This is a genomic window from Citricoccus sp. I39-566 (assembly GCF_031432995.1).
Lineage (GTDB): Bacteria > Actinomycetota > Actinomycetes > Actinomycetales > Micrococcaceae > Citricoccus > Citricoccus nitrophenolicus_A.
Genome location: NZ_CP133842.1, coordinates 2,181,824 through 2,203,316 on the forward strand (window position 1 = coordinate 2,181,824; position 21,493 = coordinate 2,203,316).

The window sequence follows — 21,493 nt, forward strand, 5'->3', positions numbered from 1 at the left end:
GAAGGGAGAGCAGTGGAATTTCTCGAGTTCCTGGTGAACCGGGCAGACGACCTGCTCGAGATGGGCATCGCGCACGCCGTGATCGTCGGGGCGGCCGTGCTCATCGCCACCGTCCTGGGCGTGGCCCTGGGCGTGCTGACCTACCGCACGGAGCGCCCCCGGGAGTTCGTGCTGGCGATCACCGGGACCTTCCTCACCATCCCCTCCTTCGCCCTGTTCATCCTGCTGCTGAGCCCGCTCGGCCTCGGCTGGCCCCCCGTGCTCTTCGCGCTCGTGATGTACGGGCTGCTGCCGGTGGTGCGCAACACCATCACGGGGCTGCGGGGCGTGGATCCCTCGGTCATCGAGTCCGCCCAGGGCATGGGGCTCAACCGGCGGCAGCGGCTGCTGCGGATCGAGCTGCCACTGGCCTGGCCCGTGGTCATCACCGGGGTGCGGGTCACCACGTTGGTGCTGCTGGGCATCGCCGCCATCGGTGCCGTCGTCAACGGCCCCGGCTTCGGGGAGTTCATCTTCACCGGCCTGGCCCGGGTGGGCACTCCCGTGGCCGTGAACATGGTGCTGGCCGGCACCCTCGGCGTGATGGTGCTCGCCGTGCTCTTCGACCTGATCTTCTACGCCGTCCAGCGGCTCACGACTTCGCGAGGTATCCGATGACCCAGCCGATCACCGCCCCCGAGCAGACCGCCCCGGAGTCCGAGGTCATGATCCGCCTCGAGAACCTGACGAAGCGCTTCCCCGGGACCCGGCGCAATGCCGTGGACGGGCTGTCCCTGGACATCCACGCCGGGGAGATCGTCGTGCTCGTGGGCCCCTCGGGCTGCGGCAAGACCACCACCATGAAGATGATCAACCGGATCATCGAGCCGACCTCCGGGCGGATCGTGCTCAACGGGGAGGACGTCACCACCACGAACCCGGATCAGCTGCGGCGGCGGATCGGGTACGTCATCCAGCAGACCGGCCTGTTCCCTCACCTCACCATCGGTGAGAACGTCTCCACGGTGCCGAAGCTGCTGGGGTGGGACGCGGCACGGACCCGGAACCGGGTGGACGAGCTGCTGCGCCTGGTCAACATGGATCCCGAGGAGTACCGGGACCGCTTCCCCAAGCAGCTCTCGGGCGGGCAGCAGCAGCGCGTGGGCGTGGCCCGCGCCCTGGGCGGCGATCCCCAGGTCATGCTCATGGACGAACCCTTCGGGGCCATCGACCCGATCACCCGCGAACGCCTCCAGAACGAGTTCCTCCGGCTGCAGTCGGAGGTGCGCAAGACGATCGTGTTCGTCACCCATGACATCGACGAGGCCATCAAGATGGGCGACCGGATCGCGATCCTGCAGGAGGGGTCCGCGATCGCCCAGTACGACACCCCGGAACGGATCCTCACTGCCCCGGCCAACGACTTCGTGCGGGACTTCATCGGCGGCGGGGCCTCGCTCAAGCGCCTGAGTCTGAGCCGCGTCCGGGACATCGAGCTGGCACCGTGGCCCACGGTGTCCGCCGCGGACTCCGTGGAGCAGGCCCACCGGGTGTTGCGGGAATCGGACCACAGCGCGGTGCTCGCCCTGGACCCGGAGGGGCGCCCGGCGCGGTGGATCGGCGCCGACGACCTGCGCCGTGGCACCGGCTCCTCCCTGGAGGGGCTCGGCACCGTGCCGCAGGCCATGGTCCAGACGCGCGCCACCCTGAGCGACGCCCTCAACGAGCTGATCTCCGCCCGCTACGCCGTCACCGTGGTGGTGGACGAGGACGGCCGCTACCAGGGCGTGGTGGACATCGACCAGATCAACGAGTCCATCCGCTCGATGCGAGCCTCCGCCGTGGCGGAGGCACGCACCAGCTTCGCGGAGGAGGAGGCACGGCCATGAGCACCGGCACCGCCGAGGTCAGGGACGCAGACGTCCTCACCCAGACCCCGCCAGCGGCCCGCCGCCGCGGCTGGCAGGGCTACCTGACGATGCCGCTCATCCTGCTGGCGGTGCTCGTGGCGCTCTACGTCTATGTCAGCGGCCAGGACCTCGACTCGATCGAGGCGCGGTCCCTGAACGCCGGTGCGCTGCTGTCCGCCACGGGGGAGCACGTGGCCCTGGCGGGCGTGTCCACGGTCATCACGCTCGTGATCGCCGTGCCGCTGGGGATCCTGCTCACCCGGCCGTTCACCCGACGGATCCGCCCCTACCTCATCACCCTGCTGACGCTCGGCCAGGCGGTGCCCACGATCTCCGTGCTGGTGCTGCTGGCCGTGATGTTCCTGTTCCTGGGCTTCAACGCCGCGATCGTCGGCCTGGTGCTGTACGCGATCATCCCGGTGCTGCTGAACACCATGGTCGGCCTGGAGCAGGTGGACGAGAACGTCCTGGAGGCCGGCCGCGGCATGGGCCTGTCCAGGATGCAGGTCCTGCGCCGCCTCGAGCTGCCGCTGGCCGTGCCCGTCATCCTGGCCGGCGTCCGGACCGCCCTGGTGATCAACGTGGGCACGGCCACCCTGGCGGCCTACATCAACGGCGGCGGACTGGGCGAGATCATCATGGCCGGGCTGACCACCAACCGGGTGCTGGTCCAGGTGGTGGGCGCCGTCCTGACCTCCGTCCTGGCCCTGCTGATCGACTATCTCGCCGGCCTGGCCGAGGTCGCCCTGCAGCCCAGGGGCCTGAAGCCCACGCGGCGCTGAGGGACCGGCACTATCACCTGACTTGACCGCACCGACACACCGCACCGAGAAGAGGACGGACATGAACACCGTACAGAACCCCCAGCCTCCCCAGCCGCCCCAGCATCGTGCCGCCCCCGCGAGGAGGCGGACCCTGGCCGGGATCGGACTGGCGGCCGTGACCGCCCTGACCCTCACCGCCTGCGGCGGCGGGGAGGGCGGTGGCGGGGAGGGCCCCAACGCCGGCATGCTCGAGGGCGCGCAGCTCACGGCCGGCTCCAAGGAGTTCACGGAATCCGTGGTCCTGAGCCAGATCACGTCCCTGGCACTGGAGGACGCGGGGGCCAGCATCGAGGACCAGACGGGCATCTCCGGCAGCGCCACCGTGCGTGAGGCGCTGGAGACGGACGAGATCGACTTCTACTGGGACTACACCGGCACCGGCTGGGTCAACATCCTCGGCAACACCACCGAGGAGGTCCCGGATGACCTCTTCGCGGCGGTGAGCGAGGCCGACGCCGAGAACGGCATCGCCTGGCTGGAGCCGGCCCCCTTCGAGAACACCTACCGGATCGCCGTCAAGCAGGACTTCGCCGACGAGAACGGGCTGGTGACCCAGTCGGACGCCGCCGCGTTCATCAACGAGAACCCGGACCGGGCGCGCGTCTGCGCCGCGAGCGAGTTCATCAACCGCGACGACGGCCTGCCCGGCCTCGAGGAGGCCTACGGCTTCGAGTTCTCCGAGGTGGTGGAGCTGGAGCTGAACCTCATCTACACCCAGGTGGGCGACTCCTGTGAGTTCGGCGAGGTCTTCTCCACCGATGCGCGGATCGCCTCGAACGACATGGTCATCCTCGAGGACGACGAGGAGTTCTTCGTGGAGTACCAGGGCGCCCTGACGCTGCGGCAGGAGACCCTGGACGAGTATCCGGCGATCGAGGAGATCATGGCCCCGATCTCGGAGAAGCTCACGAACGAGACCATGATGGAACTCAACGGCAAGGTGGACACGGACGGCGAGAACCCGCGGGACGTGGCCGAGGAGTGGCTCCAGGACCAGGGCCTCATCGGCTGACATCAGGGGAGGTCCGGCTGGCACCGGATTCTCATCGGCCGGTTCGGCGGGGCTCAGGCCTCGGCGAACCGGCCGACGGTCTCCTGGGCGTTGACACCGGGCAGGGCCGCGGTGAGCAGGCGCAGGTAGGCCAGCTCCTCCCGGGTGCGCACCGGCGGGGTCAACGCCCCTGCCTCGGCCGCCAGCTCGCCGTCGCTGACGGTCTGGCCGAAGTGCTCGGTCAGCACGTCGTTCATCCCGGTCCCCTCGCCGAACTGCTCCTTGCGCCGCCACAGCACCTCGTCCGGCAGCCACCCGTCGAAGGCCTTCCGCAGCAGCCATTTGGCGGGGCGGTCCCGGCCCACCAGCTTCCACTCCGGCGGCAGCGCCATGGCCAGTTCCACCATGTCCAGGTCGAGGAACGGCAGCCGAGGCTCCACGCCGAGGGCGCCGGCGACGCGGTCCACGCGCTGCAGTCCACCGATGTGCATGCCCTGCAGGGTCTCGATCAGCTCCGCCTGCAGTTCGGAGGCGTCCTCGTGCCGGCCGAAGTGGCTGTATCCGGCGAAGAGCTCGTCCGCACCCTCGCCCACCAGGACGATCTTGGCGTGCAGGGCGGCCAGTCTCGAGACGAAGTAGTTCGGGACCGCCGAGTGGACGAGCTTCGGGTCGAAGGACTCCAGCCCGGCGATCACGCGCGGCACGGCGTCGAGGGCGTCGTCGGCCGTGTAGACGAGTTCGTGGTGCTCCGTGCCGCAGTGCTCGGCCACGAGCCGCGCGGCGGCAAGGTCACCGCTGCCCTCCAGCCCCACCGCGAACGTCTTGAGCGCCTGCCCCTCGCCGTGGTGACGGGCGGCGATCGCCGTGATGATGCTCGAGTCCACGCCGCCGGAGAGCAGCACCCCAGGGGAGTGGCGGCCCGCCAGGCTGCGGTCGACGGCCCGGATCAGCGTCTCCCGGAGGGCGTCGAACACCCACGCCGGCGGTTCGTCGTCCTCCGCCCGGCTCTGCAGCAGGACGGGGGCGGTGCCGGGGAAGCGGCGGATGGGGGCCAGGCCGCCGTCCGGCGTCCAGCAGTGCCCTGGCGGGAAGGGGCGCACGGCGGGCCGCTGGTCCTCGTCGAAGGCCTTGAGCTCGGAGGCGAAGACCACCGTGCCGCCGTCGTGCACCCAGTACAGGGGGGCCAGGCCGAGGACGTCCCGGGCCGCCGCGAACCGGCCGTCGGCGGCTGCGACCACGAGCGCGAAAGGCCCCCACAGGTGTTCGAACCCCTGGGCGCCGAGCTGCTCCACGAGGACGAGGGCGGCCTCCAGGTCCGAGTCGGTGTGGAACCGGTCGGCACCGAACCGCTCCCGGATCCGCCGGTGGTTGTGGAGCATGCCGTCGCCGACCACCCAGAGCTCTCCAGCGCGGCCTCCGGACAGCGGCTGATCGCCCGAGACCGGGTCCACGATGGACAGGTACCTGCTGCCCAGCCAGGAGGGGCCCAGCTCCCGGGACCCGGAGCCGTCCGGGCCCCGGTGGGCCAGTCGGTCCAGCATCCGCTGGCCCCGGCCGGGATCGAAGGGACCGTGGGCTGCGACGATGCCTGACATGGAGAACCACCCCTGTGACGAGAACTCTTTTGTCCAGTCCACCTTAGTCCTGTGTCAGCACCACGAGCCGCTGGGTGGCCCTGGTCATCGCCACGTAGCGGTCCACCGTCCCGGTGATCCCCGCGCCGAACTGCCGCGGGTCCACCAGCACCACGAGGTCGAACTCGAGTCCCTTGGCCAGGGCCGGGGTGAGGGACCGGACGCGGTCACGTGCCGCGGCCGGTGGCGTGTATCCCGGAGCCCCGATGACGACGGCGGCTCCCTCACCGGTCGGGTTCTCCTCCAGCCAGGTGCACACCACCCCGTCCAGCTCGGACACCGAGCCGTACCGGACCGGCACCCCGGAGTCCCGGATGGACGTCGGCACGTTGGCGTCCGGCAGCACCCGCCGGATCACCTGGGCGGCCTCGGTCATGACCTCCCGCGGCGTGCGGTAGTTCACCGTCAGGGTGGCGATCTCCACGTGGCGGTGTCCGGCCCGGTCGAGCCGCTCGGCCCAGGTCTCGGTGAAGCCCCGGCGGGCCTGGGCGCGATCGCCCACGATCGTGAAACTGCCGGAAGGACACCGGGCCAGGAGCATCCGCCATTCGGCGTCGGTGAGCTCCTGGGCCTCGTCCACCACGATGTGACCGAATGGCCCGGCCAGGGGATCCCGCACCTCGGGGTCCTCGGTGCCCTGATCCGCCAGTCTGTCCCGGATGTCCGCCGTCCGCAGGGACGTCATCTCCAGCAGGTCCGAGTCGTCCGCGGCCACCAGGTCGTCGATGACCCGGTCCATCACGGCCGCCTCGTCCGCCCGGGCCCTCTCACGCCGGCGCCGCCGCCGGGCGGCCCCGGGGTCGCCGATCCGCCGGCGGGCCGCGTCCAGGATCGGCAGGTCCGCGGCCGTCCACGCCTGGGGTGCGTCCCGCTGCAGGGCGCGGACCTCGTCCGGGCTCAGGTCGGGGGCGCAGCGCCGGAGGTAGGCGGGGACCGTGAAGAGGTCGCCCACGATCTCCTCGGCGCGCACCAGCGGCCAGGACCGGTCGAAGGCCTCCCGCAGTTCGGCATTCGCCTCGAGGGCACCCGTCAGGGTCTCCGTGCCGGGAACGTCGTCCATCCCGTGCCGCTCGAGGAGGATCTCCAGCAGCGCCGACCACACCTCCTCGCGCGCCTCGTGGTGCGGTGTGGAGGCGTCCCGGGAGGCGAAGGCCTCAGCCCAGTCGACGGCGGAGAGCCAGACCTCCGCCCACGGTGTGGTCACGAGCAGGCCTTCCGCCGGTGGTTCCTCGTACAGCCCGACGGCCGGCTCCACGGCGTCCACGAGATCCCGCCGGGCCTTGAGCGCGGCCACGGCCTCGTCCGCCTCCGCAGGCACCGTGCCGCCCTCCGGGACCAATCCCAGCACCGTGGACGTGAGCACCCCGTCCTCCCCGAGTGAGGGCAGCACGTCCGCCACGTAGGCGAGGTACGGCTCATGTGGTCCCACGAACAGGATGCCGCCGCTGCCCTGCCGCAGCCTCTCGTCGGCGTAGAGCAGCTGGGCGGTCCGGTGCAGGGCGACCACCGTCTTGCCCGTGCCGGGGCCGCCGTCGACCACCAGGGCACCGCGCGAACCGGCGCGGATGATGGCGTCCTGGTCCGCCTGGATGGTGCCGAGCACGTCCCGCATGCGGGACGTGCGGTGGGCGCCGAGGCTGGCGATGAAGGCCGACTGGTCGTCCAGCGCGGCGCGCCGGCCGGCGTCGGACAGTCCCTCCGGGGTGAAGACCTCGTCCCAGTAGTCGGTGATGACGCCGCGCGTCCAGCGGTAGCGACGGCGGCTGGCCAGGCCCGCGGGGTGGGCGTGGGTGGCGCCGAAGAACGGTTCGGCGGCGGGGGAGCGCCAGTCGACGAGCAGGCGCCGGCCCGCACCGTCGGTCAGGCCCATGCGGCCGATGTACACGGTCTCGCCGGACACGCCCTCGCCCGGCGGGGCGGTGACCATCCGGCCCAGGGTCAGGTCCACGCCGAACCGTTCCAGCAACCGCAGGCGGGCGGTCAGGCGGCGGATGTCGGCATCGCGTTCGAGCGCGTATTCACCCGCTCCGCGCGGTCGACGGCGCAGCTCGGCCAGGCGGTGGGTGTCCTCGGCCAGCCGCTCGCGTAGCGTTGCGGCGAGGACGGCGAAGTGCGCCTGGTCGTCGGCGATCAGGTGCGACTCGGCCTTGGACGCCAGGCGGCCCGGCAGGGCGAACACGGGGGGACGGGTGGGCGGTGCTGCGGGCTTCACGGGGTGCTCCCTCTCGAATCGACCCGCTGATTCTGGCAGGGCCCGGGGGCCTTGCGGCAAGACCCCCGGTGGGGCATAGTCTGAGAGTGCGGAGGGGATATGGATCGAGTCGACCTTCATCGGGTGTGCTCTGAGGCCGCCCTCCAGTTCCCGGCCGTGACGGTGGAGCAGCCCTTCGGCCCGGACAGTGACGTCTACAAGGTGAAGGGCCGCATGTTCATGTTCCTGGCGGAGCTGGACGGCGAAGCCATCGTGAACCTCAAGGCCGATCCGGAGGACTCGGGCGCCCTGCGCCAGGCCTACCCGGAGATCACGCCGGGCTATCACATGAACAAGAGACACTGGATCACCGTCACCGGTGGAAAGAACCTCACCGCGGCACTCCTGCGCGAGCTCGTGATCGACTCCTACCGGCTCGTGGTGGAGAAACTGCCGCGGCACCGACGGCCGGTGGACCCGGAGACCTTCGGCTCAGCGTGAGGTCCGGCCCCAGGCCAGCAGGGCTGCGCCCGCGGCCACCGTCAGGCCCGCCATCACCAGTCCCGCCAAGCCGGACCATCCGACCTCGCCCACGGCCCCGAGGAAGACGGTGCCCATGACCACGGCGGCCAGGGGATTGACCACGCTGATCCCGCCCAGCACGGTGGCCGGCCGCGCGGTCTTCGCCACGGAACGCAGGTGCCAGAGGCCGGCGACGGCAGCCACCCCCAGGCTCAGGAGCAGGGCACCGTGGGCGGCAGAGGTCCGTCCCGCGGTGCCGATCAGCGTGTAGCTCGCCACATGGAGCCCCGTGGCCACGGTGCCCCACAGCAGCCCCGTGGCGGTCACACGGGCCACGGTCCCGGCCTGGGCGAACGCCAGCATCGCATTGAGGAGGGTCAGGATCAGCAGCAGTCCGGCCAGCCGGGTCAGTTCCGCCTCCGGGGCCGGGTAGGGCTGCACCAGTGCGAGCGGACCGAGCAGCAGGGACCCGAGGTTGAGGGCGCCGAGGGCCAGTGCGCCGAGGGACGCGTCGGCGGGGAGGAGCGAAGGGGCGGGCAGGGCCGGGGCGGGCTGCATGGTTCCCACGCTAGGCGCCGGGCACCGCGCGCACATCACCCGAGGGGATGACTCCGCCTCACCCTTTCGGGCCATTCGCCCTCACCCGTCCGCCGGCCGCCCGCCCAGGACCTGCCAGACTGGTGGTCGTGCATTCACCAGGGGCCGCTGGCCTGCGGCGGATCGTCGCGTGGATGGAACGGCACCAGGTCCCGCTGTACCTGGCCGCCCTGCTGGCCGGGGCCGGCGTCGGGCTCGGTGTCCCGACGGTGGCGGTGCCCGCGGGCCAGGCCATCACCCCCGTGCTGGGACTGCTGCTCTACGCCACGTTCCTGGCCGTCCCCTTCGCGCAGCTGGGTGGCGCCCTGCGGGAGCGGCGATTCCTGGCCGCGGTGCTGCTGGTCAACTTCGTGCTGGTGCCGATCGTGGCCTTCGGCCTCTCCCGCCTCGTGGCGCAGGACCGGGTGCTCCTGGTCGGGGTGCTGTTCGTGCTGCTGACCCCCTGTGTGGACTACGTCATCGTGTTCACGCGGCTGGCCGGGGGCGCGGCGGACCGGTTGCTGGCCGCCACCCCGCTGCTGATGCTCCTGCAGCTGCTCCTGCTTCCGGTGTTCCTGCGGCTGATGGCGGGGGAACAGTTCGCCCACGCGGTCGAGCTGAGGCCCTTCGTGGAGGCCTTCGGGTGGCTCATCGCCCTGCCCGCCCTGGCCGCCTGGCTGACCCAGCTGGCCGCCGCGCGGTGGCGGACGGGCCGCCTGCTGCAGCAGGTCGGGGCGGTGGCCATGGTGCCGCTGATGATGTCCACCCTCGCGGTGGTGGTGGCCTCCCAGGTGCACGACGTCGGCGCGCACCTGGGCGGCCTGGTCGCCGTGGTGCCGGTGTTCGTGGCGTTCGCCGTGGTCATGCTCGGCCTCGGGGCGGCGGCCGGGCGCGTGGCCGGGTTGGCGGTCCGAGACCGCCGGGCGGTGGTCTTCAGCGGGGTGACCCGGAACTCGCTGGTGGTGCTGCCGCTCGTGCTCGTCCTGCCGGCGGGGTTCGAGCTCGCCCCGCTCGTGGTGGTGACCCAGACGATGGTCGAACTGGTGGTGCTGGTGGCCCTGGTACGGGTGCTGACTACACGTGCAGGCGCTTGGCGAGCTCGTGGCGGACGGACGCCCCGCGGGCCAGCTGGATGAGAGCAAGGGCCACGAGGCTGAGGCCGCCGCAGATCGCGGAGGGCACCGGGTGGGTGACCCAGCCGAGGAGCAGGAAGCCCAGCGGCGTCAGGCCCAGCAGCACCGTCAGTCCGCTGTAGACGACGTGTTCGCCCTCCTCGATGCGCATCACACGGACCGTGATCAGCAGGGCGACGATCGAGGAGGCACAGAGGATGGGGACCACATAGGTCAGGGACCATCCGGGCCACCCGCCGAGATAGTCCCAGTACACGCAGACCAGGCTGACCAGCACCACGAGGGACGCCGTGCTCTTGGCGATGTTGCGCCGCTGGCGCACGGCCATGAGCACCACCAGCCACATGGCGCTCACGCCCAGCCACACCGAGCGCAGGACCCCCAGCCCGTCCAGGTCCCGCCCGAACAGCAGCTGGGCCGTGAACGAGGCCAGGATCAGCGCGATGGACACGAGGAACAGCGCTCTGAGCACGCGCCGCCGGGAGAAGACCAGCGGGACGGCCGCCAGGGGACTCGGGGTCTCCGCGCCCGCGTCCCGGCCCCCGCCTCCGGCCCGAGCGCCGCCCGAGGCACCGGCCGGGGCAGCGACCGGCGCGGCACACAGCGGGCACCGGGACCACACGCCCTCGATCGACACGGAGCACTCCTCGCAGCGCCTCACGGATGCACCCCGCCGGGGTCGACCTCCGCGAGTTCCTCCTCCGTCACCCGCGCCGCGGCCACGGCCACGTCCACCCCGTGGCCGGTGAGTACCCGGGCGAACTCGCGGATGTGCCCGGTCTCGGTGAAGGGCGAGGAGAAGCTCACGGTGAGCAGCCCGGCGTGGGAGACCACGCAGAACTGCGGGCGGGCCGCCGAGACATGCAGGAACATCCGGCCGACGTGCTCCTCGGCCGGCGCGGGCAGGGACACTCGGCCCATGTTGGAGATCGCGACGGTCAGGCCCCGGTTGGTGGCGCGGTTCACCAAACCCAGCATCAGGTCCTTGAGGGGCCGCGGCAGCACCCGCAGCACGGGCATCCGCTCGAACCGGATGAACCGCCGCAGCTTCGCCTCGAGCGCCTCCGGGGTGGCCTTCGGCCGGAACTGGGCCTCCAGCTGGCGGGCGACGGAGCCGATGCTGTCCGCCTCCTCGCCCCCGCCCTCGCCGTAGGTGTGCTCCACCCGCACCGTGGCGAAGAAGTTGCGCGCCGAGGTGGAGGGGAAGAACTGGCGCAGGTTCACCGGGACGGACACCGCGAGCGTCCGGTGGCGTCCCAGGCCGCCCGAGGAGCGGCGGATGGACTCGAAGAACAACGCGGTCAGGTACAGGGTCAGGGAGACCCCCTCGGCCCGGGCCAGTGCCAGCACGTCCTGCGCGGGAACCGTGAGTTCGACGGCCCGCGTGCGGTGATCGGGGGTGCGGGTCCCGCGGACCCGGTAGACCGTCGTCGCCCGCTGGTCGGCGGGCGCCGGGTGCCGCCGGTTCTGTGCCGAGGGCTCCGGCGGGCCGGGCTCCCTGACCGTGCCGGCCGCCGGGACGGTCAGGGCCGCCGGCGCGGCCTGCCGACGGAAGTACTCGGCGAAGCTGTCGCCTGTCAGCCCGCGCGCCGGCTCGGGGTCCAGCGGGCGCGGCTCGTGCGGCTGGTCCGGGTGCCGCAGGCGGTGGTAGGCGGTGACCAGGTCCGTGAGGAACCACAGGGCGCCGGTGCCGTCGGAGAGGGCGTGGAACACCTCCAGGTTGATCCGCCGGAGGTGGTGCGTCACGCGGAACAGCAGGGTGCGCCGATCCGCGCGGTAGATCGGCGCGCAGGTGTGCAGCTCCTCCCCGGTGACGTGGGGACGGAGGTCACTGTCCTGCAGGTAGTACCAGAACACGCCGCGGCGCAGCACCGCGTGGTACAGCGGGTAGCTCTCGTACGTGGTGTCCAGAGCCTGCTGCAGCAGGACGGGATCCACCTCGTGGTCCGTCTCGGCGCTGAGCCGGAACACCTTCGGATCCGCATCGGTCCGGGCCGCCAGGAAGATGTTGGAGGCGTTGTCCAGCCGCACCCAGGTCCGCCCGGTCACGTGGGGCCCCCGTTGAGGGAGCCGTCCAGGAAGTCGTCGATGACCTCGTAGGCCTCCCGCAGCGAGCGGGAGAACCGGGGCAGGGCGATGAACCCGTGCAGCGCGGACTCCACCCGGTGGATGCGCACCTGGTTGCCGGCCGCGCGCAGGGCCCGGCCGTACTCCTCGCCCTCGTCGCGCAGCAGGTCGAGCTCCGCGGTGATCACGAGACTCTCCGGCTGCCCGGACAGGTCCGTGGCCATCAGGGGGGCCACGAGCGGGTTCCGGCGCTGGACCGGGTCGGGCACGTAGAGCTCGAAGTAGTCCTGGACCTCGGTGTTGGTGAGCCGGTAGTCCTCGCCGTGGTGGCGGACCGAGGCGAAGGGGGAGGTCAGCGGGTCGTGGTCCCAGTGCGTCACCGGGTACAGCAGGATCTGCCGGCCGGCCGTGCGCAAGCCCTGATCCCGGAGCATGAGGGAGACGGCGGCGGCCAGGTTGGCCCCGGCGGAATCGCCCACCAGGACCACGTTCCCGGCCGAGCCGATGCCGGCCCGGTGCGGTTCCTGAAGCAGGAGCCGGGCGACGCCGAAGCAGTCCTCGAGCCCCGCCGGGAACGGATGCTCCGGCGCCAGGCGGTAGTCCACGGAGGCCACCACGCAGCCGGTGAGATCGGCCATCGTGGCACACGCCGGGGTGTAGCTCTCGATGTCCCCCGTGACCCAGCCGCCGCCGTGGAAGAACAGCAGGACGTCGTCCCGCCGCTTCTGCCTCGGCTGGAAGACCCGCACCGGCACCAGTCGCCCGGCCACCTCGGCCACCGTCTGCCGGTAGGCGGTCCGGTACCGCGGACCGGACAGCGCGGCCAGTCGCTGCTGCACCCGCCGGACCTTCCCGTAGTCCTCCCGCATGTTGACCCGCGGCGCGGCGAACAGGCCCAGCACGGCCCGGGACAGCCGGTTCACGGTCGGACGGCGAGGGCCGGGGCGGACGGTTCCATGCGCCCACCCTAACGGGGGCACCCCGATCACAGCGGCAGGCGGGCCTTCACCGTGAACCCGCCGTCCGGCGTCGGGCCCGCGGTGACGGTGCCACCGAGCGCGCTGACGCGCTCGGTCAGGCCCTTCAGCCCCAGCCCGGCGCCCGGGGCGGGCACCGCCAGCGTGCGGGTGGCCGGGCCGTTCACCACCCGGACGCCGATCAGGTCCCCCATGGAGACCTGCACGCGGATCGCGGCGCCGGGGGCGTGGCGCAGCGCGTTGCTCACCGCCTCCTGGACGGTCCGGTAGGCGGTGAGCCCGGTGGCGGGGGGTACGACGGCGGACCAGTCGCCCGCCGCGCTCGGCCCACCGATGACGGTGGTCGGGTCACCCGTGGTCGCCTCAGCGTCCACCGGGCCGGCCACTCCGCCCTGGGGCAGCAGCTCCGGGTCGATCTCCAGGTCCACGCGAGCCCCGGAGGCACGGGCGTTGGCCACGAGGGCCGGGATGTCCGCGATGGTCGGCTGGGGTGCCGTCTCGGCGGCGTCGTCACCGCGCAGCACGGCCAGCAGTCCGCGCATCTCGGTCAGCGCCCGCCGGGAGGAGCCGGCGATCGAGTCGAACTCGCCGCGCGTGGGCTCGTCCATCCCGGGCAACCGGTAGGGCGCCGTGGTGGCCTGGACGGAGATGACGGACAGGGAATGGGCCACCACGTCATGCAGCTCCTGGGCGATCCGGTTGCGCTGCTGCAGCTCGCGCCGCTTGGTCTCCTCCTCGGCCGTGAGCTGCCGTTCCTGGACGAGCTGCCGGCGGCTGCTGGTCAGCTGCCGCACCGCACTGCCGATGGAGAGGGCGGCGGCGGTGAGGGAGGCGACCACGATCACGTTTCCGAAGGCCCCATCCCCGTGATCCGGCGCGACCAGCGTGATTCCCAGGACGGAGACCATGGTGCCGGCGAGCCAGGCCGCCGCGCCCATCCGCCATCCGGCGGTGGCGGCCAGGAGCAGCACGAGGAACACATACCAGATCAGGCTCGTGACCGGCCACGGCCAGGGGCCGGACAACGGGTCCACGGTCAGGGAGGAGAGCAGGGCCCCGACGGCACCCAGCAGGATGCCGAGGCGCGGCCGATGGACGGCCACGGGCAGTGCGGCGGCGAGGAGCATCGAGGCGACCATGGCCGCCAGGACGTGCGCCTCGTGGACGGCCGCCAGGACCGGCCAGCCGATGGACAACTGCGCCACGGCCCCGAATCCCGTGAGGAGGTACAGCCAGCCGGTGGAGGAGAAGCTGACCGGGGTCTGGGCCAGGGGTCCGCTCTGGGTGGCCCGCATGGTGCTCACGCTACCGGGGCTGCGGGGGAGGTGGGCCGCCAGCCGGCCACCGTGGGACCGGACTCGCCAGCGGCACCCAGCGCGGCCGCCGTCGTGGTGGCGTCCAGCAGGGCGATCCCGCGCATGACCAGCGGCAGCGTGAGGGTGAAGAGGACCCCGAGGACGAGGTAGACGAGGGATTCCACCAGGTAGCTGCTGGCGAGGCCATCGGCGACGGCGCCGTACGTCAGGGCCTCCAGCATCCCCCCGACCAGCGGGAACTCGTTCTCACCCCGGGGGATGTAGTGACCCCAGAGGACGTACGTGAGTCCGCCGAGGGCCACGGCGGCCCAGGTGACGGACAGGACGAAGGTGACGATGCGCATCGGAAAAGCGATCAGGGTCTCGAACAGCAGGTCCAGCCATCGGCGCGGATCCGTGGCGCAGCGCAGGAGACCGTGACCGGCGGAGCCGCGCTCGCGGTACGCGGGCTGGTCCATCCGGCCGCCCCACAGCCGGACGCGGCTGCGGGAGAGCTCGGCGAAGCCGCCGGCGATCAGCAGGACGATCGGCAGGAGCCAGACGCCGATCCAGAGGACGGCGGTGCCCAGGGCGAGCGTGAAGAGGGGGACGAGCAGGATGAAGGCGAAGAGGGAGATGAAGAATCCGGGCAGGACGTAGGCGAAGTCGCGGCCGAGGTGCGTGAGGGTGCGTTTCATGATGTCGAAGGTAGGGTGCGGTCCGCGTGCGGTCGTCACCCGGGCAGGTGATCCTGTGGGTGGCGCAGGGATACGTGGGAGGGACGGCGATAGGCTGGCCCGGTGACCGACACCACCGATGAACCCTTCTCCGAGGCCCGCCCCATCCGGATCCTGATCGTGGACGACCAGGCGATGGTGCGTCAGGGGTTCGGTGCGCTCCTGGATGCCCAGGAGGACATGAGCGTGGTCGGGAGCGCGGCCGACGGCTCCGAGGTGGTGGACCTCGTGCGGAAGGCCCGGCCGGACGTGGTGCTCATGGACATCCGCATGCCGAGGGTCAACGGCCTGGACGCCACCCGATCGATCTTCGCCATGCCCGGTGACCAGCATCCGCGCGTGATCATGCTGACCACCTTCGACGCGGACGAGTACGTCTTCGCCGCCCTGCAGGCCGGTGCCAGCGGATTCCTGCTCAAGGACGCCACCGCCGAGGACCTGGCCGGCGCCGTGCGGGTGGTCGCCGGGGGAGAGGCGCTGCTGGCCCCGTCCATCACCCAGAAGCTCATCGCCGACTACGTCTCCCGCCCCGCCGTCCGGACGCCGGACATCACCGTGCTGGGGCCACTGACCGACCGCGAGCTGGACGTGATGCGGCTCGTGGCCACCGGCCGCTCCAACGCCGAGCTCGCCGCCGAACTGTTCCTGTCCGAGCAGACGATCAAGACCCACGTGTCCCGGATCCTGGCCAAGCTCGGTCTGCGGGACCGGACGCAGATCGTGGTCACCGCCTACGAGTCCGGGCTGGTCAGCGCCGGGTCCTGAGGGCCGTTCCACGGATGGGGGACCCGAATCCTTATCGCGTCCGCGGGGGTCCTCAGTCATGGGCCATGGAGCAGGCAGCGGGACAGGTTGGCCAGTCGGCCCAGGCCGGGACCAGCTCGCCGCCGGCCGGAAGCCGCCGTGGCCGAGGCGCGCCTGGAGCGGTGCCTCAGGGAGTACCGGCCGGCGGTCCACCTGGCGCGCCTGGCACTGGCCAGCGTCTTGGACCGGCCGAGGATCCCGCAGGCTATCCTCGACTCACACGCCGGACCGTCACGAGGAGGGGCATGACCACGCTGGTGCTCCTCCACGGCCGCGGCCAGCACACCCCCAGGGACTTCCCCGTGGACCGCGTCCCCGCCTTCGCGGCGGACATCCGCGGTCGCTGGCTGCAGGCGTTGAACACGGGACTGGCGGCGGCCGGCCTGGATCGTGTGCCGGCTGAGGCCCCGGTGGTGTTCCCCTTCTACGGCAATGCCTTCCGCGATGCCGTGGATGCGCGCGAGTCAGACGGCCCCGGGCCCGACCTGGCGCTCTGGACCACCGGCCACCCGATGCCGGATGACGTCCAGGCCGTCTGTGAGGTCAAGGCCGACCTGCTCGACGACGTCGTCACGCACCTGCCGCCCCGGCGACCCTTCGCAGACGGCGAGCCCACGGCGCGCGGTGTCCCGGCCGGCGTCGGGCGTCCGTGGTGGACCCTGGACGAGCTGCTGAGGGTCCCGTGGCTGCGGGACGTCCTGCAGCACCTGGCCCGGCAGGCTGGTGTCTCGGCCCGCGTGATCGAGAGCCAGTTCACGGACGTGGCCTACTACCTGGGCTGCGCCGAGGTGCGGGAAATGGTGCTGGACCTCGTCGAGGAGGCGCTGGCCGGGGTGCCACGGAGAGAGCCGCTGGTGATCATCGCCCACAGCCTGGGCAGCGTGGTGGCCTACGATCTGCTGACCCGCCGGGAACCCGATCGACCGGTCTCCCTGCTGGTCACCACCGGCAGCCCCCTGGGTCTGCCGGCCGTGCAGAAACACCTGCTGGGCCACGGGGGAGTGTCGCCGGCGCCGGTCCCCGCCTCCGTTCCGGTCGCGGCCGGATCCTGGCACAACGGCTACGACGCCCGGGACGTCGTCGCCATCCTGAACCCGCTGGCCCCCTACCTGGCCGAGGCCGTGCCCGGACAGGTCCGTGACCTCAGGATCGACACCGGACAGGAGCCGCACGCGGTCGTCGGCTATCTCGAGAACCCCGGCATGGCGCGGGCGGTCGGCGAGCACCTGATCACGACGAACGCCTCATGACGTCGCGGCCCATCCTGCGGACGCACGGTGCATACACCCGCCGCTCCGGCGAACTGCTCTTCGGTGGTTCACCGTGGGGACTGGCGCGGCTCTCGGCGCCGGCCCGTTCCTGGGCGCGAGGCGTCCTACGGCCCGGGGCCGGGCCGGCGCTCCCCGGGGATGAGATCGAACAGGCCACGGCACGGTTGCTGGTGGACCGCGGACTGGCGTTACCCGTGCTGCCACCCCGTCCCCCGCGTCCGGAGGAGATTGAGGCCGTGGTGCCGGTCTACGGCTCGCCGGCTCCGCTGGGCCGGCTCCTGGCCGCCCTGGCCGCGGCTGGGCCGGCCCGTCGCCTCCGGGTCACCGTGGTGGATGACGGCTCCGCCGAGCCCGAGGCGCGCGAGATCGCGCGCGTCTGCGCGGAGCACGACGCCCGGTTGATCGTGCTCCCGGAGAACCGCGGACCGGGAGGCGCGCGCAACGCCGGGCTGGCCGCCACCACCGCCGAGCTGGTGGCCCTCCTGGATGCGGACACCCTGCCGACGCGGGACTGGCTGGACCGGCTGGTGCCGCACTTCGAGGACCCGGGCGTGGCCGCCGTCGCCCCCCGGGTACGCGGCACGGTCACCGGGGCGGGACCCGGCAGCGTGCTGGAGCGCTTCGAGGCCCGGCGGGGTGGACTGGACCTCGGCCCCCATGCCCGCCGCGTGGCCCCCGGCGGGCAGGTCGGCTACGTCCCCACGGCCGCCCTGGTGGTCCGTCGTGCGGCGCTGCCGGATCCGCCGTTCGAACCCGGACTGCGGGTGGGAGAGGACGTGGACCTGGTGTGGCGGCTGGTGGATTCCGGGTGGACGGTCCGCTACGTGCCGGACGCGGAGGTCCACCACGAGGTCCGGTCCGGGGTGGCGGCCTGGGCCCGCCGCCACGCCGCCTATGGCTCCTCGGCCGTCCCGCTGGACCGGCGGTACCCCGGGCGGCTGGCGCCCGCCGCCCTGGGCTGGCCCGGCCTGACGATGCTGGCCGGAGCCGCGGTGGCGGCCGGGGGCGGCCGGATGGGCCGTGCCGTGGGCTCCGTGACGGCGGCACTCGGCCTGGGCCTGCAGGTCGGCGTCTCGGTGCAACGGTTCCGGAAGCGCGGGCTGCCGGCCTCCGCCGGGGTGGAGATCGCCGTGCTGGGTCTGCGCTCCGAGGCCACCGCGATCGGCCACGCGCTGCGCCGCGAGTGGTGGCCCCTCGGTGCCGCGGCCGTGGTCCTGTCCTTCGCCCCGGTGCCGCGGGTGCGCGCGGTGGCCCGCGCCGCCGTCGTGCTCGGGATGCTGCCCACCGTGCCGGACACCCTGCGGGCCGCCCGGCACGGTTGGCAGCACCGGCAGGGTGCCGGCACCCCGGCGGACGACGCCGGCGCCCCCCTGGACCCGGCGCGTCACCTCGCGCTGCGGCTCGGCGCGGACGCCGCGTACGGGACCGGGGTGATCCGGGTCGCCGTGCGCTCCCGGCACCTCGCGGTGCTCCTGCCGCGGTGGCGTGGGCGCTGATCAGCAGTCGTCCAGGGGCGTGGCCGCCACCAGGCCGAACTCGGAGCGCTCGTCCAGCAGCAGCGGGATCAGCGGCCGGCTCGGCTGGGCCATGGACACGAAGGCCCCGTCGGCGTTCTCCTCCCAGGCCACGTCCTGGAGCTCCAGCGTCGAGGCCAGCTCCTCAAGCTGGGCCCCCGTCAGCTGGTAGCCGCACATGGGATCCGGCTCAGCGCCCTCCGGCGTGGTCGGGACCATGTTGTCCTGGCCCTCGAAGTACACGACGCCGGACTGCGAGGCGCCGGCCTCGGTGGCCCGCTGGGCCGCAGCCTCAGACTGCCGCGCCAGGCGGGTGCGGTTCTCCGAGATCATGGCCAGCGAGCCGACGGAACTGGCGTACTGCACCGAGACCCGGCGGCGGTTGGTCAGCAGCGGATCGTTCTCCTCCTCGGCGGTCACCGGTCCGGAGGCCGCTTCGGTCAACTGCCCCGTGACGTGCTTGAGGCCGGCGTAATTGCGCAGGATCCGGGCCTGGCCGTCCCCGGCGACCTGCTGGAACGGCACGCCGTCCTTGATCAGGAGCCCGTAGATCCCGCTGGTCATGCCGTTGGCCTCGATCTGGGCTCCCGTGTAGTCGTTGACCATCCGCTCGGAGAGTCGGTGGATGGTCTCGTCCACGTTCCTGTTCCGCGGCCAGAGCACCAGGGCCGCCGTGTCGTAGTACTCCCGGGGTCCGTACTCGTGCAGGTCGTTGAGGACATCGGGGTTCCAGTCCCGGATCACCGTCGCCAGGGCCTGGGCCTCCGGGGTCTCGAGGGCCATGAAGTCCCGGTTCACGTCCGTGCCGTCGGCGTTGCCGCGCGTATCGGCCACCCAGCCGTCAGGGTTCGTGTAGATGAACCCCACGGTGGTCTGCCTCAGGAGGCGGTTCCACGCGGGGTCGCTGGTGGTGCTCATGTCCCGGGCCAACTGGAGGCAACCCTCCCGTCCGGAGGGCTCATTGCCGTGGATGGAGCAGTTGAAGAGGATGAACGAGCCCTCGGCGATGTCCTCCGGGGACTTCGGTGCCGGAGAGCCGATCGTCATCAGATTGATCGGCCGGCCCTCACCGGAGGTTCCCACCTCGTGGAGCGCGACGCGTTCGCTGGAGGCCTCCAGGTCCTCCAGGAAGGCCTGCGCCTGCTCGACCGTGGTCCAGTTCGCCCCGTTGCTGGCCTCGAACGGGGTCTGCAGGCCTTTCGACGGTGCCTCGGTCAACGACTGCTCGAGTGCCTGCGAGTCGACGGCCGCCGTGCTGACGGCTGCCTGGTGGGCTGCTGTTCTGTCCGGGTTGTCTGCCGTGGCCGCCGTCGGTCCGGCGACCAGCGCGGTGCCGACCATGGCCACCGCGCACGCCATTGATCCCAGAGTTCTCCGCTTTCCCATGGGTGTTCCCCTCCGCATTGTTGAGGCAGCACCTTCGGGACCCGTCGTCCTGGGGCGCGGCCTGTGGACGGAGCCCAGTAGATGTGACGTATTCCACAACAGTCAAGGCCTGAGTGGCGGTTCGCGGCGCCGGGGGAAGAGCGCGGGGAGAGTGCGGGGCGGGTGCCGGGAGGAGGGCGACTGGAGGTCAGCCCGGCAGGCGGTCGAAGGCGGTGAGGGCGCGCTCCACGAGCGTGTCGAACAGCTCGGCCCCCTCCGCGGCGCTGGCCCCGGTCGGGTCCCCGAGCACGCCGTTCGGGCTGACGCCCCGGACGCCATGGGTGCGCAACTCGGGCAGCAGGACTGTCAGTGGCGCGGTGTTGCCCGGGGCGGCCCGGTCCAGGCGGACGCGGGAGGGGTCCAGGTGCAACATGAGCGAGGTCTCGGTCCGCCCGGCGTGGGCGTCCATGCCGGGCAGTCCGAGAGGGTGGGGCAGCAGCGTGCGTCCCTCCGCCGTGCACAGCGCGGCGGCGGAGCGAAGGGCGTCGACGTTGCCGCCGTGGCCGTTGATCACCATGACGGCCGCGAAGGTCGGGGTGGAGCTGCGGACGAGTTCGATGAGGATGTGGTGCAGGGCGTCGGCCCCGATGGACAGGGTGCCGGGGAAGCCGGCATGTTCACCGCTCGCCCCGAAAGGGAGGGTCGGGGCGAGCGCCGCGTGGTCCCGCTCCGCGGCGACGGCCGCGGCGATGGCCGCGGCGACGGCAGCGTCCGTATCCAGGGGCAGGTGGGGCCCGTGCTGTTCGAGGGCGCCGACCGGGACCACCAGGATCGGTGCCCGCCCGCCGAAGGACTCGGGACGGACCTCCGGCCAGGTGGTATCGACGAGTCTCATGGTGATCTCCCGTCCGGCAGCGCGATCCGCTGGGCGAGCGTCGCGGCGCTGCCGTGTTCCAATCCCTCGAGATCCGTCATCGCCTCGAAGGCCGTGTCGATAAGGGTCGGCAGGTCCGCCGAGGGGTGGGGGATCCATTCGCGGTAGGCTGCCACGGCCGCTGACAGGGCGATCTCACCGATCAGCTCGGGCAGGAAGGACGAGCCGGGCATGCCCAGCCTCCGTCCGGCGAACTCGGCGATCACCTCGCGCCAGAGTTGGAACTTGAGCAGTGACCGGGCGATGAGTTCCGGTTCGGACAGGATGAGCCCCAGGCGGGCGCGGTGCTGCTCGACCGCCTCGGCGGGTACGCGGTTGAACTCGACGACGGCGCGCCGCAGCGCCGCCATGAGCGGCTGCTGGTCCGGGACGAGGGCCAGGGTGGAGCGCAGGCGGTCGACCTCCTGGGCGAAATCGCCCCAGGGCAGATCTGACTTGGTGGGGAAGTAGCGGAAGAAGGTGCGGCGGGAGACTCCCGCGGCTTCCGCGATCTGCTGCACCGAGACGTTCTCATAGCCCCTACGGCCGAACAGGTCCATGCCGATGGCCTCGAGCTCATCATGGGTGGTGGCCCGAGGCCGGCCCAGTGGGCGGTCCGGCTCGGCCGGGTGATCCAACCCCGTCATGGCCCCTCCTGTCACGTGTTCTTCCACCCTGCGGAAGCCTGATGGTCCGACGGTGTCCGCCGATTCCCGACCTTCCCAGATTCTCCACCTTCGCGCGGGAAATCCATTGCATTGGCACCGGGTGTCATTTATGGTCCCTACAG

Annotated in this window: 20 protein-coding genes; 9 read left to right on the forward strand and 11 right to left on the reverse strand. The window is 72.0% G+C overall.

Annotated features, from left to right (window positions below; all coding sequences use genetic code 11):
- Positions 1-12: 12 nt before the first annotated feature.
- The 4 genes from RE421_RS10000 to RE421_RS10015 all read left to right on the forward strand — a co-directional run bounded on the left by RE421_RS10000 (position 13) and on the right by RE421_RS10015 (position 3,725).
- The gene (locus RE421_RS10000) at positions 13-657 is read left to right on the forward strand and encodes an ABC transporter permease (RefSeq protein WP_309809289.1); all 645 of its coding nucleotides are present in this window, start codon (positions 13-15) and stop codon (positions 655-657) included.
- Complete coding sequence (locus RE421_RS10005; RefSeq protein WP_309809292.1) at positions 654-1,868, forward strand: ABC transporter ATP-binding protein; 1,215 nt, start codon at positions 654-656, stop codon at positions 1,866-1,868. The genes RE421_RS10000 and RE421_RS10005 overlap by 4 nt, the downstream gene beginning before the upstream one ends.
- A complete protein-coding gene (locus RE421_RS10010; RefSeq protein ID WP_309809295.1) occupies positions 1,865-2,671 on the forward strand; it encodes an ABC transporter permease in 807 nt (268 codons plus the stop codon). The genes RE421_RS10005 and RE421_RS10010 overlap by 4 nt, the downstream gene beginning before the upstream one ends.
- Positions 2,672-2,732: 61 nt before the next feature.
- The gene (locus tag RE421_RS10015) at positions 2,733-3,725 is read left to right on the forward strand and encodes a glycine betaine ABC transporter substrate-binding protein (protein ID WP_309809296.1); all 993 of its coding nucleotides are present in this window, start codon (positions 2,733-2,735) and stop codon (positions 3,723-3,725) included.
- A 53-nt stretch (positions 3,726-3,778) separates the two neighbouring features.
- Here the strand turns inward: RE421_RS10015 and RE421_RS10020 are convergent, their stop codons facing one another.
- Complete coding sequence (locus RE421_RS10020; protein WP_309809298.1) at positions 3,779-5,299, reverse strand: asparagine synthase-related protein; 1,521 nt, start codon at positions 5,297-5,299, stop codon at positions 3,779-3,781.
- Between the two features lie 43 nt (positions 5,300-5,342).
- Positions 5,343-7,550 (reverse strand): RNA polymerase recycling motor ATPase HelR, encoded by a 2,208-nt coding sequence (gene helR / locus RE421_RS10025; protein ID WP_309809300.1) that lies wholly within the window; start codon positions 7,548-7,550, stop codon positions 5,343-5,345.
- Between the two features lie 99 nt (positions 7,551-7,649).
- Here helR and RE421_RS10030 point away from each other — a divergent pair, with 99 nt between their 5' ends.
- Positions 7,650-8,030, forward strand: a complete 381-nt coding sequence (locus RE421_RS10030) for an MmcQ/YjbR family DNA-binding protein (protein ID WP_309809302.1) — start codon at positions 7,650-7,652, stop codon at positions 8,028-8,030.
- Here the strand turns inward: RE421_RS10030 and RE421_RS10035 are convergent.
- Positions 8,022-8,609 (reverse strand): hypothetical protein, encoded by a 588-nt coding sequence (locus RE421_RS10035; RefSeq protein WP_309809304.1) that lies wholly within the window; start codon positions 8,607-8,609, stop codon positions 8,022-8,024. The genes RE421_RS10030 and RE421_RS10035 overlap by 9 nt on opposite strands.
- 173 nt (positions 8,610-8,782) lie before the next feature.
- Here RE421_RS10035 and RE421_RS10040 point away from each other — a divergent pair, with 173 nt between their 5' ends.
- Positions 8,783-9,763, forward strand: coding sequence for a bile acid:sodium symporter (locus RE421_RS10040; RefSeq protein WP_309817277.1), 981 nt, complete (start codon positions 8,783-8,785; stop codon positions 9,761-9,763).
- Here RE421_RS10040 and RE421_RS10045 read toward each other — a convergent pair.
- The 5 genes from RE421_RS10045 to RE421_RS10065 form a co-directional block, all read right to left on the reverse strand.
- Entirely contained in the window at positions 9,702-10,421 is a 720-nt protein-coding gene (locus tag RE421_RS10045; protein ID WP_396134482.1) for a DUF6320 domain-containing protein, read from the reverse strand. The two genes, RE421_RS10040 and RE421_RS10045, sit on opposite strands and share 62 nt — an antisense overlap.
- The gene (locus RE421_RS10050; protein WP_309809308.1) at positions 10,418-11,809 is read right to left on the reverse strand and encodes an alcohol acetyltransferase; all 1,392 of its coding nucleotides are present in this window, start codon (positions 11,807-11,809) and stop codon (positions 10,418-10,420) included. The genes RE421_RS10045 and RE421_RS10050 overlap by 4 nt, the downstream gene beginning before the upstream one ends.
- Positions 11,806-12,750, reverse strand: a complete 945-nt coding sequence (locus RE421_RS10055; protein WP_309809310.1) for an alpha/beta hydrolase — start codon at positions 12,748-12,750, stop codon at positions 11,806-11,808. The genes RE421_RS10050 and RE421_RS10055 overlap by 4 nt, the downstream gene beginning before the upstream one ends.
- A gap of 62 nt (positions 12,751-12,812) precedes the next feature.
- A complete protein-coding gene (locus RE421_RS10060) occupies positions 12,813-14,099 on the reverse strand; it encodes a histidine kinase (protein ID WP_309809311.1) in 1,287 nt (428 codons plus the stop codon).
- A gap of 5 nt (positions 14,100-14,104) precedes the next feature.
- On the reverse strand, positions 14,105-14,797 hold the full coding sequence (locus tag RE421_RS10065; protein WP_309809313.1) for a sensor domain-containing protein: 693 nt from the start codon (positions 14,795-14,797) through the stop codon (positions 14,105-14,107).
- A gap of 102 nt (positions 14,798-14,899) precedes the next feature.
- Here RE421_RS10065 and RE421_RS10070 point away from each other — a divergent pair, with 102 nt between their 5' ends.
- The 3 genes from RE421_RS10070 to mftF all read left to right on the forward strand — a co-directional run bounded on the left by RE421_RS10070 (position 14,900) and on the right by mftF (position 18,407).
- Complete coding sequence (locus RE421_RS10070; protein ID WP_309809315.1) at positions 14,900-15,601, forward strand: response regulator transcription factor; 702 nt, start codon at positions 14,900-14,902, stop codon at positions 15,599-15,601.
- A 284-nt stretch (positions 15,602-15,885) separates the two neighbouring features.
- Entirely contained in the window at positions 15,886-16,890 is a 1,005-nt protein-coding gene (locus RE421_RS10075) for a hypothetical protein (protein WP_309809317.1), read from the forward strand.
- A complete protein-coding gene (gene mftF, locus RE421_RS10080; protein ID WP_309809319.1) occupies positions 16,887-18,407 on the forward strand; it encodes a mycofactocin biosynthesis glycosyltransferase MftF in 1,521 nt (506 codons plus the stop codon). Before RE421_RS10075 ends, mftF begins: the two co-directional genes overlap by 4 nt.
- Here mftF and RE421_RS10085 read toward each other — a convergent pair whose 3' ends face one another.
- The 3 genes from RE421_RS10085 to mftR form a co-directional block, all read right to left on the reverse strand.
- Positions 18,408-19,784 carry a M14 family zinc carboxypeptidase gene (locus tag RE421_RS10085; protein WP_309809323.1) on the reverse strand — a complete coding sequence of 459 codons (1,377 nt, stop codon included), beginning with the start codon at positions 19,782-19,784 and terminating at the stop codon, positions 18,408-18,410. It abuts the gene before it with no gap.
- Positions 19,785-19,998: 214 nt separating this feature from the next.
- Entirely contained in the window at positions 19,999-20,685 is a 687-nt protein-coding gene (gene mftE / locus RE421_RS10090; RefSeq protein WP_309809324.1) for a mycofactocin biosynthesis peptidyl-dipeptidase MftE, read from the reverse strand.
- The gene (gene mftR, locus RE421_RS10095) at positions 20,682-21,350 is read right to left on the reverse strand and encodes a mycofactocin system transcriptional regulator (protein ID WP_309809326.1); all 669 of its coding nucleotides are present in this window, start codon (positions 21,348-21,350) and stop codon (positions 20,682-20,684) included. The genes mftE and mftR overlap by 4 nt, the downstream gene beginning before the upstream one ends.
- Positions 21,351-21,493 lie beyond the last annotated feature (143 nt).

Bases quoted from the DNA above. Each gene is read 5' to 3' on its own strand.
- mftE (WP_309809324.1), bottom strand. From the start codon at position 20,685: ATGAGACTCGTCGATACCACCTGGCCGGAGGTCCGTCCCGAGTCCTTC.
- RE421_RS10010 (WP_309809295.1), top strand. From the start codon at position 1,865: ATGAGCACCGGCACCGCCGAGGTCAGGGACGCAGACGTCCTCACCCAG.
- RE421_RS10030 (WP_309809302.1), top strand. From the start codon at position 7,650: ATGGATCGAGTCGACCTTCATCGGGTGTGCTCTGAGGCCGCCCTCCAG.
- RE421_RS10085 (WP_309809323.1), bottom strand. From the start codon at position 19,784: ATGGCGTGCGCGGTGGCCATGGTCGGCACCGCGCTGGTCGCCGGACCG.
- RE421_RS10065 (WP_309809313.1), bottom strand. From the start codon at position 14,797: ATGAAACGCACCCTCACGCACCTCGGCCGCGACTTCGCCTACGTCCTG.
- RE421_RS10040 (WP_309817277.1), top strand. From the start codon at position 8,783: ATGGAACGGCACCAGGTCCCGCTGTACCTGGCCGCCCTGCTGGCCGGG.
- RE421_RS10005 (WP_309809292.1), top strand. From the start codon at position 654: ATGACCCAGCCGATCACCGCCCCCGAGCAGACCGCCCCGGAGTCCGAG.
- RE421_RS10060 (WP_309809311.1), bottom strand. From the start codon at position 14,099: ATGCGGGCCACCCAGAGCGGACCCCTGGCCCAGACCCCGGTCAGCTTC.
- RE421_RS10020 (WP_309809298.1), bottom strand. From the start codon at position 5,299: ATGTCAGGCATCGTCGCAGCCCACGGTCCCTTCGATCCCGGCCGGGGC.
- RE421_RS10035 (WP_309809304.1), bottom strand. From the start codon at position 8,609: ATGCAGCCCGCCCCGGCCCTGCCCGCCCCTTCGCTCCTCCCCGCCGAC.
- RE421_RS10075 (WP_309809317.1), top strand. From the start codon at position 15,886: ATGACCACGCTGGTGCTCCTCCACGGCCGCGGCCAGCACACCCCCAGG.
- RE421_RS10015 (WP_309809296.1), top strand. From the start codon at position 2,733: ATGAACACCGTACAGAACCCCCAGCCTCCCCAGCCGCCCCAGCATCGT.
- mftR (WP_309809326.1), bottom strand. From the start codon at position 21,350: ATGACGGGGTTGGATCACCCGGCCGAGCCGGACCGCCCACTGGGCCGG.
- mftF (WP_309809319.1), top strand. From the start codon at position 16,887: ATGACGTCGCGGCCCATCCTGCGGACGCACGGTGCATACACCCGCCGC.